The organism is Aliirhizobium wenxiniae, assembly GCF_019511445.1.
In the GTDB taxonomy this organism is placed as follows: Bacteria; Pseudomonadota; Alphaproteobacteria; order Rhizobiales; family Rhizobiaceae; genus Neorhizobium; species Neorhizobium wenxiniae_A.
In genome coordinates this window covers 147981-163535 of record NZ_JAEUAN010000006.1, presented here as the reverse complement: position 1 = coordinate 163535, position 15555 = coordinate 147981, and the positions used below count along the sequence as shown (strand labels likewise).

Sequence of the window (15555 nt, the reverse complement as noted above, 5' to 3'; positions counted from 1 at the left end):
CTCAAAATGTTCAAGAAAAACGATTCAGTTGCAAACGGCGTTTCACGAAGTAACGGGGGGACGAAGTCCCTGATGATAACGCCGTTTGCAAAAAGTTGGTGATCAAGCAGATCAGATGGCGAGAAGTCGTCAGCCCCGCAGGTGACGCTTACTCCGGAAGGGCTGGTCATCGCGAGCGTAGCGTTCAACGAGATCATCGAAGACCTCATAGGCTGCCCGCTCGTCAAAGCCCTGCTCGGCCAGCAAGGCAGTCACGGCGTCAGCGAGCTGATCAATCCGATCGGGCCGGCCTTCCTTCAAATAGCCGGTGATCGCCCAGAACAGCATGGCGCGCGCGACGTCGTCGCGGTCCGGGCGCCGCTCGGCCCGATGCCGGTCCCTCAGCCGCTGCTGTCGTTCCCGCTGCTTGGCGTTCCGCTCCTCCTGGGTCTGTCGTGCCATGTTTCCTCCCTGTTTTCGTTGATGGCACTTTCATGGTCAGCGGACCGGCGGCATTGGGCAAGCCGTTTGTCGCCGAAACGGGATCATTGTGTTTTGAATCGGAAATTCGAAGCTTCGAATCGGATGAGCGCAATTTGTTTCGAGTTGCTGGCACTTTGAATGCCGTTGTCGGCAACCGATCCATCACCATGTCGGGTAATCTGGCGACGCCACCGGACGCCCGAGGACCGACCGAACTGATCGCGTGAATCGGATTTTTTGAACTCGGAATCGGTCGCTCCGAGATTGGAAACAAAAGTCTCGAGATCGGAATCTTTCGCCCGCAGCCTTGAAACGCTGCTCTGTAGTTCTGAATCCAATGACCGCAATTTGTTTCGCGTTGCGGATGACGCGAGGCACATCGAGTTGATGTGTCGGCAACTTACCGCCAAGGACAACGACCTTTGGTCGATCACCCGCCAGATCTGGCACGGCGGGTGATCGTAGGAGTGCTACGCCTGGGCGTTGAGGATGGAACCGACCGCCGCCCCATCAAGCGCCTGCGCATCGAAAAGTTCGCGGACAAGCCGGTCAAAGGCCTGCCGGTTCTCCAGGATCACTTCCGTCGCCCGTGCCTGAGCGAACTCCAGTCGGCGATGCACCCGCTCTGCCAACTCGGCGTCGCGGCTGAGGATCGTGGTCGGATCTTTGTGTCCGAGATAGAGCAGCGGATGGCGGCCACCAAAGCCGAGCGCCTGCTCCAGGTCCAGCGCGACACGAGTTGCGCGCGCGAGATCGCTCTCTTCGGCGCCGCCGGACCCTGCCGATACGGTCTTGAGCACGATGAGTTCAGCCGCGCGGCCAGCCATGAGCATGGCCAGCAGCCGTCCGTACCAATCTTCGGTGTCAGGTGCGTTGGTCGCAAAGGTCACCGCATTGTGGCCACCCTGTTTGGTATCGATGGTCAGACCCATGATCGCCCCAAGACGCAGAGCGTGGTGAACCACGGCATGACCGGACTCGTGGATCGCAAGACGCCAGCGGACATCATACGGGACCGGCGGGCGATGACCGCGAATACCAGCTTCGAGATCATCATAAGTCAGACGGCGCTTCTCGCGGCGTGCTCTGAGCCTTGCCTCGCGCACGATCCGTTCGATATCAGCGCCGGTCAGACCCATGGCCCGCGTCGCCAGGCGCCGGAGGGTCTCAGCCACCTGGCTGTCACCGGTGATCGCCTCTCGCCGCTCGACATCACGTTCGTTGCCATCGTCCAGGATGACCTCGATTTCGTCCGGGGCACTATCGAACTTCATGTTGCCGTTCATTGCTGACCTCCAACCTGAGCGTCTGATGCCGTGATGGCGTCGAGATCGCTCCCCAGATGATGAGCGAGAATGCCGGCAAGCGTTGGAATGTCGGGGCGCGGAATTTCGACATATGTTTCCAGCCGTCCCGAGCGGCGGATCGCCTCATCGATCTCGTTCGGCCGATTGGTAGCGCCGACCACGATGACGCCTTCGGTCTTCATGGCCCCGTCGAGCAATTCCAAAAGCTTGTTGACGCAGGCGTTCCAGTAGTCAGCATAAGGTCGCGACGCCGAGGCACGCCGGCCGATGCCGTCGATCTCATCGATGAACAGGATGCACGGCGCCTGACGCCGCGCTTCCGCAAAAGTGTCTGCCATCCTGCTCAGCACATCATGCAAGTACTCTCCCTGCAGCCAGGTTGAGACTGATGTGACGACCAGCGGCACTTGCAACGTGTTGCAAAGCGCCCGTGCGAAGGTCGTCTTGCCGGTCCCCGGCGTTCCAGAGAGGAGTAGCTTCGTGCTCATGTCCGACCACGGCAGCCCACCCCCGAGATAACCGGCAAGATCGGTTTTCAGACCGAGAGCCCAGTCTTTCGCCGCCCCATAGCCCGTCAGCGTCTCCACTCGCAGCGCGGTTGGCGCAGATGTATCATCGACGGGCTCCGGCTGGATCACTTCGGCGCCCGTTGGCTTTTGTCGTGACCTGTCCTTGCGCTTGCCCTTGGGCGACGTAGACGCCGATGAACTGCGATCGCCGCTATTGCCGCCATCCCGCGACGTCTGCTCTCTTCGCTCACTCGTGCTCTGCGTAATCAGCCGCCGCGAGGCGCCCGCATTTTTGTCAGCGTTTCCGTCTTCCTTGTCCTCGCGATTCAGCGCCGCGAGCCCTGAGAGCGCATCCAGGCTGGAGAGGATCGGACGGCCGGGCCTGATTGCGATGGCGAGATCGTCAAGCGTGAGCACGCCGGCATCGAGTTTCGCGATACTGCTGTCATGGCGGATGACCGCTTCGCTGCCGTAGACAGCTTCCAGCAGGTCGGCGATCAACAGGCGATCGATCCCGGCGCCCGTCAGTCTAATGTCGCAGGTCAGATCGACCTGATCGGGAACGCCATTGTGTGTCTCGGAGACCGCGAGAACCGGCGTGCCGTCCGCCAAGGCCCGCAGCAATTGCCCACGCAGTGCGGCCCGACTCGGGCGATTGGTCTCACCTGCCGGGACCTGCAAGAACACGCGCCGAGTCTCGGCGTCTACCCAACGCCAGAGATCGTCGTTGAAGGCAAAGTCCGCCGCCACGCCGTTATAAGGACCGAACGGTACGATATCGGTGTTTTCGATGAGCTGCGGCAATGCCCTCTCGAAGCCGTCGGCGAGGACCGCCACGGAGAAGACGGGGGCGGGCTGGCGCAGGACCCCGCCCAGATCGCGCAGCGAGATACCTGACTGTTCCATGGCCGCAGCAAGCAGCAGCAGAGTCGCCATGGGTTTGATGCTCGGCTTGTAACCAGCGTCGGCAACCACACGGACCGCGTAGGCAAGTGTAGCCTGCGCCGTGCCATCTTCATTCGCAAAACGCCGCGCGAGATGCGCCGGCCACACTGGTACGGCCGGAGCGAGAACAGGTCGGCCATGCTCGTCCTGCGGTGCATCGATCAGAAAGCCTGCGAGATGATCCCGCACCCACTGACGGTCCCGCTCCCCATCACCGGTCAGATGGGAGGGATCAAAGGCGGGGCTAAAGCGGCCGACAACGTGACCATCGACGATGGCAGTACTCATCGTCAGCAGGCCGCTGCGGACCGCGAGACGCCGGATAGCCCGGCACTCGACATGGGCCAGGCGGCGCATCAGGAAAGAAGACAGACGATCCATCATCGATCCTCCTTCATGGCTGGGTGAATGGAAACAATTTCCGTTGGCACGTTTTGATCAGCGGCAGCCCGATGACCAGCGCCGGCCCTCCTCTTGAGGCAGTCGAGAACCAACCGGCAAGCGGGATCGCCTGTGCGTGCATGGTGGCGGAGCCGGTCGAGCACAACTGAGGGAATGGCACGTATGTCCCCCGGACCTTGCCGGGCAAACGCAAACACCAGGCCGATAATCAGAGCCGGGTCGTCCTGCGGAAACGAAGCCAGAGGTTGCTGATTGGTCTTGGAAGCTCTCGCGCTGGTCCGTTTGGGACGGGGTAGAGTCGATGGTGCTTGGGTGGACATGATGTCTGCGGACATGCAGGGTCTCCTCGCCGGTCCGACTTCAGCGGACGGCGTTTCAGAGGATGATGGAAACGGGAAAGGCTGCCGCGGCGTCACGCGCCGCAGCCAAAGCCTCATCTCAGCAAAGGCGGAGTCGCCTCAGGCGTCGAGCAGACGCCGGGCAAAGCCAATGCGGATGTGCTCAGGCGGCCAGGAGACAGTGTCGTCGCCCAGCGCCTCGGGATCATCGCGGCCATCGTCGTCATCATCGAAGATCGGGTCTTCACCGCAGCCGAAGGTGCATTCAGCTCCGTGTTCATCGCAGCCCGTCGTCTCCTCGCACATCATCACGCGCGGGATTGCCCGCAGCACTCCGAACCGACGCGCGGATGTCGACGTCAGAGGCAAAATCGATTCGGAAGCCGGGACCGAAGGCACCGCTGGTGTCTCAGGAAGACCGAGTGCGCGGCGCGCCTCGACCTCAAGAAGCTTCTGCACGCGGCGTCCGAAGCGCAGGCGCAGTTCCGCCATGCAGGCCGCGGCGCCATCGATCTCCAGAAGGTCGTCAATTTCGGACAGCGCCCAGACACCCGCCGCATGATCGCTCGGACGGCTGGCGCCATCGATGATCGCAACGCCGACGGTTTCGACCATCAGCCGCTTCTGGGTCTTGTAGAGCCAGTCCGGCAGTACCATGGCCGATGCCAGCATTTTGAGCTTCAGCTCTTCGAGCCGGCTGGTGTCGCCGTAGGATGCCAGCGACCGCTTGAGATCCAGCACGAAGGCGGCGTGTTTGGCGCGGTTCACGATGATCAGATCCGGCGTGTAACTGCCCTTCGCTGGTGCTTCGCAGTCAAGTCGCACGCCTTCGAGCTTGCGCCAGTCATTGCCAGCCACCGCCTCGATCGCTGCCTTGACCAGCGGCAGCTTGATCGACTGCATCAACACAACGATATCGGGATTGGCCTTGGCCAGCCGCTCGACGGCCTGCTCAAGCAGCTTGCCTTCACGGAAGCTGACGGCGCGCACGAGCGAGGCCACGTTGACATAGTGCCCGAGGATTTCGTCCTCGACCGGCTCCCCGTCAGCGATCGCGGCGATGGCCTTGTCGATCAGCATGTCGAAGTCTGCCTCAACATGCGCGTAGCGCACCAGATGCGGGTGGCGGCGCAGCACCGGCGGTTCAGCCTGAACCGCGAAGCGCTCACCGAAGTGGCGGCGCGACGTCGAGCCGGCGAGCGAAGAGATGGTGGAGGACGCCGCAGAAGCGACGCGGAGAACTTCCCCGGCTGGGGTCATGGCAGTATGAATGGTCACAGCCCGATTCCTTTCATAGAAGGCTTGAGGGTCAGGCCCTTGTCGGTGGTGCAAACACCGGCTTGGGCCGCTTGCTCCATCGCTTGGAGCCACTGATACCTGACAGGACCCGGACCGGATCTCAAGGATCCCTACCGCAAAAAGAGAACGGATCCAGAACAAGGTTAACGACGAGCTCACGGGGCCGAATCCAGAAGCTGGAATCGGAAAAGGGGCTCGAAAGCCCCTTCTCATCTCGTATCGATCAGTTCACGACCAGTTCCAGCTTGTGCCGGCCCGGTCCCTTGCGCTGTCCGCGGGTCGCGGAAAGCAGGGCAGCAACCGGGTCGCTAACGTCTGCTTCCGTTTCGGCCTCCTCAGCTTCCTCATTGAGGTCGTCATCATCGTCATATTCGATCTCGGCTTGGCCAGACGATGACGCTACGACAGCTACTCGCGACGACGACGGCTCTTCTGGCAATGGCCACGCCGGCGATTTCTCCTTCGACGTCGCCCAGATGAGCACCGGGATCACGACTGTCTCCAGCCATGTTTCCAGTCCATCGACTTTCGCCCAGTTCGTGCTGTCGCGAAGTCTCCACAGCAGCGCCTCGACTTTTTTCCAGCGAGACGCCGATGGCAAACCAACCTTCATTGTTGATTTGCCATCACCCTGCGGACCGACGCCGGTGCCAAGGCTGCTCAGCAGTTCATAGGCCTGGTAAGCATGAACCTCAGCCTTCGGTGCAATCCGGCTTTTCTTGAGCCTCTTGCCGGTCCTCTCCGCTTCCGTCAAAGCACCGGAGAAGATCTCCAGAAGACCGAGGAGATTGCGCAGGAGCGCCGTTCGGCTGTCTCGCGTCCGTGCCTCGATCATGGCTTTCAGACCATGGACACCGCCGAGATCGATGACATCGACTTCGGTCTCGCCCTCGCCTGGCACGTCGTCGCCGGCCAGGATTGCTTTCACATCGGCGACCTGGATCCGACCGTGATCTTCAGCGAACGCGAACGCCGCTTCGATCTTGTCTGCCGGCGCCGAGATCAACTGGATCAGCACCGTCGGCCCAATTGCCAGCGCCACGGCCCGGTCCCGGTAGTCCCCGAGATTGCGGTGGACGCCGCGCCAGTTGCGTGCCGTCCGCGCGGTAATGTTGCACCGTGCCTCGACCCACGCCCCGAAGGTTCCGTCCGGGATATGAGTGCTCGCCTCTTCGAGTAGAGCGCCGAGCTGGAAAACGTGATCCGTCTCCTTGCGCCCGAGATCGGTCAACGACTTCGCTTTCGCCTCGAGTTCCGCCGAGATCTCCGGAGAGATTTCGTATGCGGCATAGTCGAAGGCTACGCGCGCTGACGACGCCAGCGCGTTTTTCCTATTCTTCATGTCAAACATCCCTGTTTTCACAGTACTCAACACAGCCACACCATGCGACTGATAATCACATTATAGCAGATACTATCGTATTTCTCAATGATTACAATAGGTTGTGTAGTTTTTGATATCAAAAATCGGCCTTTATTACTTCGAAATATTCTTGTATTAATTATGAAGCGGACCTATCACGTTCGAAAATGGAGGGGAAAATAATTTTGTACTTTGATGCAATCATTAGTAGAATCTGTAGCTCCCACCTTGGGCTTGCGTCTGCAGACTCTCTCGCCTCGGCAGGCCAGCGAGCGCGCTGAAAACGCTAACATACGAGGTAAGGGCGGCACATATTCATCCGCGGGCCGATCGTAGGCTATCACGCGGTTAATTAATCCGGAGCGACGTCTGCTTGTGCCGTCACGCCCAGATGGAATGACGAGGCGGAAATTATTACCGCGCCTTACTTCCCGTTGCCGGAGGATATTTCCTTCAACAGAAGCTCGGCCTGGGCGAGAACCATCTGCACGGCCTCCTGCTCCAGGTCCGGCGGATATCCGAATTTTTTAAGGATACGCTTCACAAGGATGCGCATCCTGGCGCGGGCACTTGCCTTGTGCTGCCAATCAACGGTGACTGAGCCCCGCATGTTCTCGACCAATTCGTGGGCAATCACACGCAACTGTTCGCTGCCCATGACCTCGACGGCCGTCTCATTGCCAGCCAACGCGTCATAGAAGGCGATCTCCTCCGGAGAGAGGCCGAGCTCATCACCACGTGCGGCCGCCGCCTGCATCTCTTTGGCCAGTGCGATCAGTTCCTGGATCATTTCGACCGTCGAAATAGCATTGGCGTGGTAACGGGCCACGGCCTCCTCAAGGCGTCGTGAAAAGGTCTTGGATTGAACAACGTTGGTCTTGGAGCGGCTCTTGATCTCCCCATTCAGCAGCTTCTTCAGAGCTTCTAACGCGAGGTTCTTCTTCTCCATTTTCTGGACGTCCATGAGGAATTGGTCAGAGAGAACGGAGATGTCGGGCGACTGCAGGCCTGCGGCCTTCAGTATGTCCACGATCTCGGCATTGGCTACGGCCTGATTGAGAAGCTGTTCCACCGCCATTGATTTGGCTTTGTCGGACATCTTGCCGGTGGCCGTCGTCTTCACAAGGGCGGCGCGAACGGCCTGGAAAAAGCCCACTTCATCGCGGATTTCGGTTGCCGCATCGCTGGCGGAGGCAAGGGCATAGGCCTTGCTCAACTCCAGAACCGCATCCTGATAACGGCGATGCGTCTGCTTCTTGGCCTCAGGGCTGTCGACCTTTGCTGCTTCCGCCTGCTGCCACTTCAAGATCCAGTCGATGCCGTCTGCCAGCGCCTTCAGCCGCTCGACAGGCTTGCCCGTGACGCCCAGGCTGTAGTTGTGCCCGGTGAACATACCGCGGACGATCTCGTACTTCTCCAGGAGGAGGGCTACCGCTTCTTCTTCATCAATCCCCGTCTTGTCGCGGTCGGATTGGGAATACTGAGCCAGCGCCTTCTTCAGGTTGGTAGCGATGCCGATGTAATCCACGACTAGGCCGCCTGGCTTCTCCTTGAAGACACGGTTGACGCGGGCGATCGCCTGCATCAACCCATGACCGCGCATCGGCTTATCGATATACATCGTGTGCATGCAGGGCGCATCGAAGCCCGTCAGCCACATGTCGCGTACGATGACCAGCTTCAGCGGATCATCGACCTTTCGCGCCCGCTTGGCGAGATCGTCACGGCGTTTCTTGTTGCCGATATGCGGCTGCCATTCGAGCGGGTCTGACGCCGAGCCGGTCATTACGATCTTGATTGCGCCCTTATCGTCATCAAGGGAATGCCAGTCGGGCCGAAGCGCCACAATCTCGTTATAGAGGTCAACGCAGATGCGGCGGCTCATGCAAACCGCCATGGCCTTGCCCGGCAGACCTTCGATACGTTTTTCCAGATGCTCCACCAGGTCGGCGGCGATCTGGGCCAGACGCTTCTTGGAGCCGACCAGCCTCTCAACAGTCGCCCACTGCGCCTTCTGTTTCTCCTGCTCGGTCAGCGTTTCGTCTTCGAGCATGGCCTCGATCTCGGCGTCGATCTTCGGCTTTTCGTCCTCGTTCAATTCGATCCGGGCCAGACGGCTCTCGTAGTAGATCGGCACTGTCGCGCCGTCTTCCACCGCACGGCTGATGTCGTAGATATCGATGTATTCGCCGAAAATTGCCGGTGTATTGACATCGGCTGCTTCGATCGGCGTTCCCGTGAAGCCCATGAAGGAAGCGTTCGGCAGTGCCTGACGGATATAGTGGGCGTAGCCGTAGCGGCGCGTACCAGTCTCTCGATTGAGCTTGGCGTCAAACCCATACTGGCTGCGATGTGCTTCGTCGGCCATTACAATGACATTGCGGCGCTCGGTCAGGATCGGAAACACTTCCTCGCCCTTCTCCGGCGTGAACTTCTGCACCGTGGTGAAAATCACACCACCGGACGCCCGGTTCAAAAGCCTGCGCAGATCGTCACGGCTGTCCGCCTGCTCGGGCGTCTGACGGATCAGATCCTTGCACAGGCTGAAGGTGCCGAAGAGCTGGTCGTCCAGATCATTGCGGTCAGTGAGCACGATCAATGTCGGGTTTTCGAGCTCGCGCGAGCGGACGATGAGCCCGCCCAGAAAAGCCATGAGCAGACTTTTGCCCGACCCTTGCGTGTGCCAGATCACGCCGATCTTGCGGTCACCATCGGGCTTCACCGCCTCCATGGCGCTGGTGATGGCTTTACGGGCACCGTGAAACTGGTGGTAACCGGCAATGATCTTGAACGGCCCTTCGCCCTTATCGCCGAACACCGTGAAGTCACGGATCAGCGCCAGGAAGCGCTCCTTCTCGAACACACCGCGCAGCAGCGTGTCCATTTCGTAGGGGCCATGAGGCGTAAAATCGCCATCTGCCCCGGTGACCGACCGCCAAGGCATGAAGCGCTCTTCGTCTGCCGTCAGCGAGCCGATCCGCGCCAGCATTCCGTCGGACGCCACCATCACCGCATTGGTGCGAAACAGCGAGGGCACCTGTTCCTTGTAGGTCTGAAGCTGGTTATAGGCGTCATGGATCGTGGCATTCTCGCTCGCCGCATTCTTCAGCTCGATGATGCCGAGCGGCAGCCCGTTGATGAACACCATCACGTCCGGCCGCCGGCTGTATTTGCCCTCGGCCACGGTGAACTGGTTGGTCACCCAGAAGTCGTTGTTTTCCGGCTTCTCGAAGTCGATCAGCCACAACTTGTCGCCCTTGACCTCCCCATCGCCAATGCCGAATTCCACATCGACGCCCTCGGTGATCAGGCGATGGATGCGGCGATTTTCTTCGACCAGAGACGGCGTCTCGCTGATAGAAAGCTGGCGAATGGCTTGGTCGCGGGCATCTGCGGGAATGTTCGGGTTCAATCGGTCCACGGCAGCGGCCAGCACATCCGAAAGAAGCACATCGCCATAGGCCAGACGGGCGGGGGCAGAGCCATCCGGGGAAATGACCTGCGACGGCTGGTAGAGGTAACCCAGCTCCTGGAAGGTCGAGAGAACGACTTGTTCGACGAGGCCTTCGGAAAAGCCGGAATGCGCATCTTTCGCTTCGGGCTGGCTGTAAAGGATATCGTCAGTCATTCCCAAACCTCAAAGCGTTCAAGGTCTCTTGTGGAAGCAAGGGCTTCCAAGGCGGTGCGCAACTCCCGGCGTACATCGGCCTGAACACGCGGAGCGGTCTTGAGATCTTCAACCTCCGGCAAGGACGCAAGCCACACGATCTCAAATTCGCCCGGCGTCAGCCGCTCCACCTCAGCCTGAAGCAATCCCTCCAAGGTTTCGCCCCAGACATCCTCATCGAAATAAGGGCCGTTCTGCTGCTCATGGCAAAACTCGTCCCAAAGGCTGCGGTAGCGATAGTCGCCGCCGTAGATTCCGGAAGCGGAAATCCGCTGCAAACGATGAACCAAACGTCTAGCGGCTCGCTGTTTTACTTCCTCAGCCAGATTGAACACAGCCGTCTGCGCCGCCTCGGGGAGATCGTAGGCATCAGACATCGCTGCTTTCCTCGGCCTCATAGGCACCGCTATCGCCCAAGACCGCAGATACGTTCAGCTTCAAGACCCGCTTGTGAAAGGCGCGGTAGTAAGCTTCCAGCGTCTTTGATATCCAGGCTATAAACTCCGGCCAAGACGCCTCATCAAGGGGGTCGGTTACGCTCCTATAGCTTACAATCCGGCATGCGCGGCGAGAGGGAAGCTCCATCCAGGCGGGAGCGTGTCCGAGCTCGGCTTCGATGGCAACCTGATCCGCCTTCAACTGACCGAAGAAAGATTTGGCATTCTCATCCCCCAGATAAAGCTCAACCGCGATGCGGCTTTTCTGAGAGTCGAGAATTGCACCCAGATGCATCCCCGTTCGGCCTATGGAGTAAGTGGTCCAATGCTGCGGCCTCGGCTTGCGGGACCGCAGAAAAGCATGTCCTTCAAGCGCCTTCTGAAGTGCGACCCAGAAATCCAGTTGCACCTTCTTGGTTTCAGAAAGGGCTTCACTTTCGATCCGCCGGCTGGCTTGGGTTATGGAGCGTGTCCATTCATTCGGCTTGGACACGATGTTGAACTTCGGTGCAGCGATGCTGTCACCAATACGCCAAAGCTCCACCTCCACCCCAAAAAACTTGAAGCGCTCGTCGGTGATCTCGTTCAGCCAATCCAGCGCGGCGCGATGTTCTTCCGTGAACCGTGAGGCGATCCAGACAATGGTCACCGTCTGAAGACCGGCCGCATAGGTCAGCAGTTGGCCGAGATGGGAATGGTCCGTACGCTCCAACTGGTTCTCGATCAGCACCCAGGAGTCATCGATCAGATCTTTGCAGAGAAGATCGGCCCGGAACGGTCCCACCTCGCGCTCGCGGGCCTCAATCTCCAGCTCCATGCTTAGGGCTTCCGCAAGAGCGGTGATGTTTTCCGGCTGCGCGAGCCAGGGCGTGAAATCCTGCGACTCTGATTTCCAGATATCGCGAAGCTCAACTTTCGTCAGACGACCGAGTGTGATCATGCGCTCTCCGAAGTATCAATCAGGACAAAGCCCTTCAAGCCGCGCTCCTTCGCGTACCCACGCAAAGGATCAGCATCCTTCAACCTACCCAAGCCATCTGAACCTTCGCGCAAGTAATTGATGTGAGACGGTAATTCAGAGCGCGGAGGAAAATCTGGCGCATCGCCAAGATCATCGACTTTTAACAGTGAAGCGGCCAGTTGCCGCGACGTCCGCAGCATTCCACCACCAGCATCGGCGGGCGATCCTGAGTTGAACTTGCCACCCGCACAGTGACAGACCAAAAGATGCCAAGGCACACAGATAGGAGCGAGCGCCGCCAAGCTGTCCTTGCCAACTGCTTTGACTGCAGTTGCGTCAGCGACAAGACAGCCCTGCGGTGAAATTGGACCCCCGCCGATAAAGTTGTAGACAGGCCAAGCCCTCAATGTCGGCCATTTCTTGCTGACGAAGTAAAAACAGTAGGCTGAGTTTAGGCCGTCGTTCTTCGCTTGTGAAAGCAGCTTGTCGATCTGCCCAATTGTCGAGCCCTTCTTGATACCGTATCGTTGCAGTGGGGCGAAGGTTTCGGCAGGAAGTTTTATTCTTTTTGCCTGGACCCGCATTCCAAACCAGCTTCCTGCTTGGCCAATCCACCATTCCCAATCGGAGCCGTTCACGCCTTCGTCTGTCTTGTTGAAGGCTTTGATCTTCACCTTTGTGGGATGTCTGGTCGCAAGATCCAGGAGAATTGTCTCAGTTATCGTTTCCTCGGAGAAGGCGAGCCCTGACGTTTGCGCGAGCTCTATGCGCTCCCAGACCCAGCTAGCGATTTTCTGAAACGAATAGCAAAGATCGGACGTCACTGCGCCGCCTCCATCAGGTATTCCGCTTCGGACAGGCGGATTTCGCCATACATCAGCTTTGGGAGGAGTAGTTCGCGGGTGGCTGCGAGGGTGCGGTTTTCAAACAGCTTGCTGACAATCAGATTGAAGATGGGAGTGATGACCTCTTCAAAGGCCGCCTCCACCGGGCCCGGCGCTACGGCAATCTCCAATCGCTTCATGTCTTCCTTAGTCACATGCCCAAGACCGGTGGTCTGTTTGTTTCGCGCCAATTCGGCAAATTGCGGCATCAGAGCTTTGAGAAGTACATAAAGTGCCGCTCTTGAGCGGGTGCCATTTTCCCTAACCGCGAATATGTGCTGGTTGAGCCATGCGTCGCCGCCGATCCACACAAACGCATCAATTGACGTATCTGGATTGCCCGACCACGAAAACAGCAGTTCACCGTCGGAGATCCGATACCTTTCTCCCAGCGCTGTAGCGGTGCGTTTTGTGCTGCTCGTAACGCCATTTTTGAGTTCGGCGATTTTCACCACCGGAAGCGCATCAGGACCATCAGAGAAGTGCATGTTCTTGTACGCTGCACCATTGACCCAGTTTGCCTGATCCAGGAGAGGCTTGCTTTCCCACCCCTCCGGCAACCCATCATCCCCAAGCGCGGCCGGGAACAGATCGGCAAGAGCTTGTGCCCGCTCTGCATCCTGCACGAGGCCGCCCATGATGGTGAGGGGATCGGTTGCGCCTTCCAGTTTGCGGCGGGTGGGGCCGAAATCCACGAAGCAGTCGCGGAAGACCGCTTGCGCCATCGCCTCCAGCGTCTCGTTCATCCGCCGGTTCAATTCGATCTTGTCGTCAAGGGAGCCGAGGATGCGAGCAATCGATATTTGCTCTGGCATTGGTGGAAGGACAAACGGAAGCAATCCGAGGATTGTTGTGTTGAGGTTCGGCATCGTCGCCCCAACCGCATGTTGAACTACCCATGCCTTCGCCGCCGGATGAGCCAGGTAATATGCTGCGTACTCAGGAAGCACGTGGCCTTCACCGAAGCGGATTCGCAAGCAACCTGTGCCACATAGCCAACCGTCATTATTCGGCCTAACGAGTGAGCGCTTTTCGACGTCTCCACGACGGCTATAAACGATGTCTCCGGTTCGGAGACGGTAGCGCGTCAAGCGTTTAGCATCTTCGACACTGATCCTCGCTATCCCTTCTTCCGAGATGGCATTGTCGCCAATGTTCTGCGGCATAACAGACGGGATGCCCTGTTCCACATAGTCAGCGGCATGAAGTTGACTTCCGAACGGACCAGTCTGGACGTCGCCACCCCCACGTGCTGCGATTTCCGCTACGGTGGTGACTTGCCAACCGACAGGCACTGGAAACAAAGGCTCAACCATTAGTTCGCACCTGCGATAGCAAAGACGAAATCCTTTCTTCCAACTTCCGCCCCTGCTCAAACTGGTGCGATAGCGTCTCCCTCAGCCCCTCAAATTTCTCCGCGAACGTCACCCCATCATCCTCGGCATCCGCTGCCCCCACATAGCGCCCCGGCGTCAGCACGTGGCCATGGCTTCGCACCTCATCCAGACTGGCGGATTTGCAGAAACCCGGCTCGTCCGCATAGTCCGCCCAGCCATTTTTCGCCCGCGTTTCCGGCTTCGAGCGCCAGCGATGATAGGTGTCTGCGATCTTTTCGACATCCTCTGCCGTGAACTCGCGGCGCACGCGGTCCACCATGAAGCCGAGCTTGCGGGCATCGATGAAGAGGATTTCGCCGCGCCGGTCACGGTGGCCATTGGCGCTTTTGTCGCGGGCAAGGATCCAGAGGCAGGCGGGGATCTGGGTGGAATAGAAAAGCTGGCCCGGGAGAGCCACCATGCAATCCACCTGATCCGCCTCGATCATCGCCTTGCGGATCTCGCCTTCGCCGGATTGTTGAGAGGACATGGAGCCATTGGCCAGCACCACACCCGCCGTCCCGCGCGGGGCAAGGTGGTGGATGATGTGCTGCAGCCAGCCGAAGTTGGCGTTGCCGTTTGGCGGCCTGCCGAACTTCCATCGGGCATCCTCCGCCAGCCGCTCGCCGCCCCAATCGGAAATGTTGAAGGGCGGGTTGGCGAGGATGAAATCGGCCTTCAGGTCCGGCAGTTCATCGCGGTGGAAACTGCCCTCGTTGTTCCAGCGGATATCGGCATCGATGCCCTGCACGGCGAGGTTCATCTTGGCCAGACGCCAAGTGGTGTGGTTGATCTCCTGGCCATAGACGGCAATGTCATTGCGCCGCCCGCCATGCTCCTCGATGAACTTTTCCGACTGCACGAACATGCCGCCCGAACCGCAGCAGGGGTCATAGACGCGGCCTTTATAGGGCTCCAGCATCTCGACCAGGGTGCGCACCACGGAACGGGGCGTGAAGAACTCGCCGCCGCGCTTGCCTTCCGAGCTTGCAAAGCCCGAGAGGAAATATTCGTAGACCCGGCCCAGCAGATCCTTGGCCGTATCCTTGCTGTCATGCAGGCCAATGTTGGAAAAGAGGTCGATGAGCTCGCCCAGCATCGTCTTGTTCAGCGTCGGGCGGGCATAGTTCTTCGGCAGAACGCCCTTCAGCCCCTCGTTCGACGGGAAGCGCTCAATCGCCTCCATCGCCTCATCGATCAGCTTGCCGATCTCGGGCCGTTTGGCATTGGCCTGTAGATGTCCCCACCGGGCCTCCTTCGGCACCCAGAAGACATTTTCCGCGAGATATTCCTCCGGGTCTTCCGCATCCGCGTACTTGTCAGCGATCAGCTTCGCATGAAGCCCGTCAAAGGCATCGGAAATGTATTTCAGGAAAATGAGGCCAAGCGCGACATGCTTGTATTCGGAAGGCTCCAGATTGCCCCGGAGCTTATCTGCAGCCTTGAAAAGCTCGGCCGTGAAGCCGAGGTCACCATTATTCTCTTTCGCCACCAGGGCAGTCTCCCCAAATCATTTTGGGGGACAATAAGATAGCGGCTCTGGATGTGTAAAGGAGGGACTACGCGTTCGAGTTGCGGTGCACGTGGGGGCGGAAATTATTGCCG

Annotated in this window: 12 protein-coding genes; 1 reads left to right on the top strand and 11 read right to left on the bottom strand. The window is 59.2% G+C overall.

Features of this window, described 5'->3' with window-relative positions; genetic code table 11:
• Positions 1 to 129: 129 nt before the first annotated feature.
• On the bottom strand, positions 130 to 441 hold the full coding sequence (locus tag JNB91_RS09995; RefSeq protein WP_220325359.1) for a hypothetical protein: 312 nt from the start codon (positions 439 to 441) through the stop codon (positions 130 to 132).
• Between the two features lie 32 nt (positions 442 to 473).
• Here JNB91_RS09995 and JNB91_RS09990 point away from each other — a divergent pair, with 32 nt between their 5' ends.
• Positions 474 to 689, top strand: coding sequence for a hypothetical protein (locus tag JNB91_RS09990; protein ID WP_220325358.1), 216 nt, complete (start codon positions 474 to 476; stop codon positions 687 to 689).
• A 243-nt stretch (positions 690 to 932) separates the two neighbouring features.
• Here JNB91_RS09990 and JNB91_RS09985 read toward each other — a convergent pair whose 3' ends face one another.
• From JNB91_RS09985 to JNB91_RS09940, 10 genes are all read right to left on the bottom strand, one after another.
• Entirely contained in the window at positions 933 to 1748 is an 816-nt protein-coding gene (locus tag JNB91_RS09985) for an ATP-dependent metallopeptidase FtsH/Yme1/Tma family protein (RefSeq protein ID WP_220325357.1), read from the bottom strand.
• The gene (locus JNB91_RS09980) at positions 1745 to 3604 is read right to left on the bottom strand and encodes an AAA family ATPase (RefSeq protein WP_220325356.1); all 1860 of its coding nucleotides are present in this window, start codon (positions 3602 to 3604) and stop codon (positions 1745 to 1747) included. The genes JNB91_RS09985 and JNB91_RS09980 overlap by 4 nt, the downstream gene beginning before the upstream one ends.
• 479 nt (positions 3605 to 4083) lie before the next feature.
• Complete coding sequence (locus JNB91_RS09975) at positions 4084 to 5241, bottom strand: hypothetical protein (RefSeq protein WP_220325355.1); 1158 nt, start codon at positions 5239 to 5241, stop codon at positions 4084 to 4086.
• Positions 5242 to 5485: 244 nt separating this feature from the next.
• On the bottom strand, positions 5486 to 6604 hold the full coding sequence (locus JNB91_RS09970; RefSeq protein WP_220325354.1) for a hypothetical protein: 1119 nt from the start codon (positions 6602 to 6604) through the stop codon (positions 5486 to 5488).
• Positions 6605 to 7049: 445 nt separating this feature from the next.
• Complete coding sequence (locus JNB91_RS09965) at positions 7050 to 10253, bottom strand: type I restriction endonuclease subunit R (RefSeq protein ID WP_220325353.1); 3204 nt, start codon at positions 10251 to 10253, stop codon at positions 7050 to 7052.
• Complete coding sequence (locus JNB91_RS09960; RefSeq protein ID WP_220325352.1) at positions 10250 to 10669, bottom strand: hypothetical protein; 420 nt, start codon at positions 10667 to 10669, stop codon at positions 10250 to 10252. Before JNB91_RS09960 ends, JNB91_RS09965 begins: the two co-directional genes overlap by 4 nt.
• Entirely contained in the window at positions 10662 to 11669 is a 1008-nt protein-coding gene (locus tag JNB91_RS09955; protein WP_220325351.1) for a DUF4268 domain-containing protein, read from the bottom strand. Before JNB91_RS09955 ends, JNB91_RS09960 begins: the two co-directional genes overlap by 8 nt.
• Positions 11666 to 12514 carry a DUF6615 family protein gene (locus JNB91_RS09950; protein WP_220325350.1) on the bottom strand — a complete coding sequence of 283 codons (849 nt, stop codon included), beginning with the start codon at positions 12512 to 12514 and terminating at the stop codon, positions 11666 to 11668. Before JNB91_RS09950 ends, JNB91_RS09955 begins: the two co-directional genes overlap by 4 nt.
• Complete coding sequence (locus JNB91_RS09945) at positions 12511 to 13890, bottom strand: restriction endonuclease subunit S (RefSeq protein WP_223218123.1); 1380 nt, start codon at positions 13888 to 13890, stop codon at positions 12511 to 12513. Before JNB91_RS09945 ends, JNB91_RS09950 begins: the two co-directional genes overlap by 4 nt.
• Positions 13883 to 15442 (bottom strand): class I SAM-dependent DNA methyltransferase, encoded by a 1560-nt coding sequence (locus JNB91_RS09940; RefSeq protein ID WP_220325349.1) that lies wholly within the window; start codon positions 15440 to 15442, stop codon positions 13883 to 13885. Before JNB91_RS09940 ends, JNB91_RS09945 begins: the two co-directional genes overlap by 8 nt.
• Positions 15443 to 15555: the final 113 nt, after the last annotated feature.

What these genes read in the sequence shown, in the direction of transcription:
- JNB91_RS09965 (WP_220325353.1), bottom strand. Translation starts at nt 10,253, where the DNA reads ATGACTGACGATATCCTTTACAGCCAGCCCGAAGCGAAAGATGCGCAT.
- JNB91_RS09995 (WP_220325359.1), bottom strand. Translation starts at nt 441, where the DNA reads ATGGCACGACAGACCCAGGAGGAGCGGAACGCCAAGCAGCGGGAACGA.
- JNB91_RS09985 (WP_220325357.1), bottom strand. Translation starts at nt 1,748, where the DNA reads ATGAACGGCAACATGAAGTTCGATAGTGCCCCGGACGAAATCGAGGTC.
- JNB91_RS09990 (WP_220325358.1), top strand. Translation starts at nt 474, where the DNA reads ATGGTCAGCGGACCGGCGGCATTGGGCAAGCCGTTTGTCGCCGAAACG.
- JNB91_RS09980 (WP_220325356.1), bottom strand. Translation starts at nt 3,604, where the DNA reads ATGGATCGTCTGTCTTCTTTCCTGATGCGCCGCCTGGCCCATGTCGAG.
- JNB91_RS09945 (WP_223218123.1), bottom strand. Translation starts at nt 13,890, where the DNA reads ATGGTTGAGCCTTTGTTTCCAGTGCCTGTCGGTTGGCAAGTCACCACC.
- JNB91_RS09955 (WP_220325351.1), bottom strand. Translation starts at nt 11,669, where the DNA reads ATGATCACACTCGGTCGTCTGACGAAAGTTGAGCTTCGCGATATCTGG.
- JNB91_RS09970 (WP_220325354.1), bottom strand. Translation starts at nt 6,604, where the DNA reads ATGAAGAATAGGAAAAACGCGCTGGCGTCGTCAGCGCGCGTAGCCTTC.
- JNB91_RS09960 (WP_220325352.1), bottom strand. Translation starts at nt 10,669, where the DNA reads ATGTCTGATGCCTACGATCTCCCCGAGGCGGCGCAGACGGCTGTGTTC.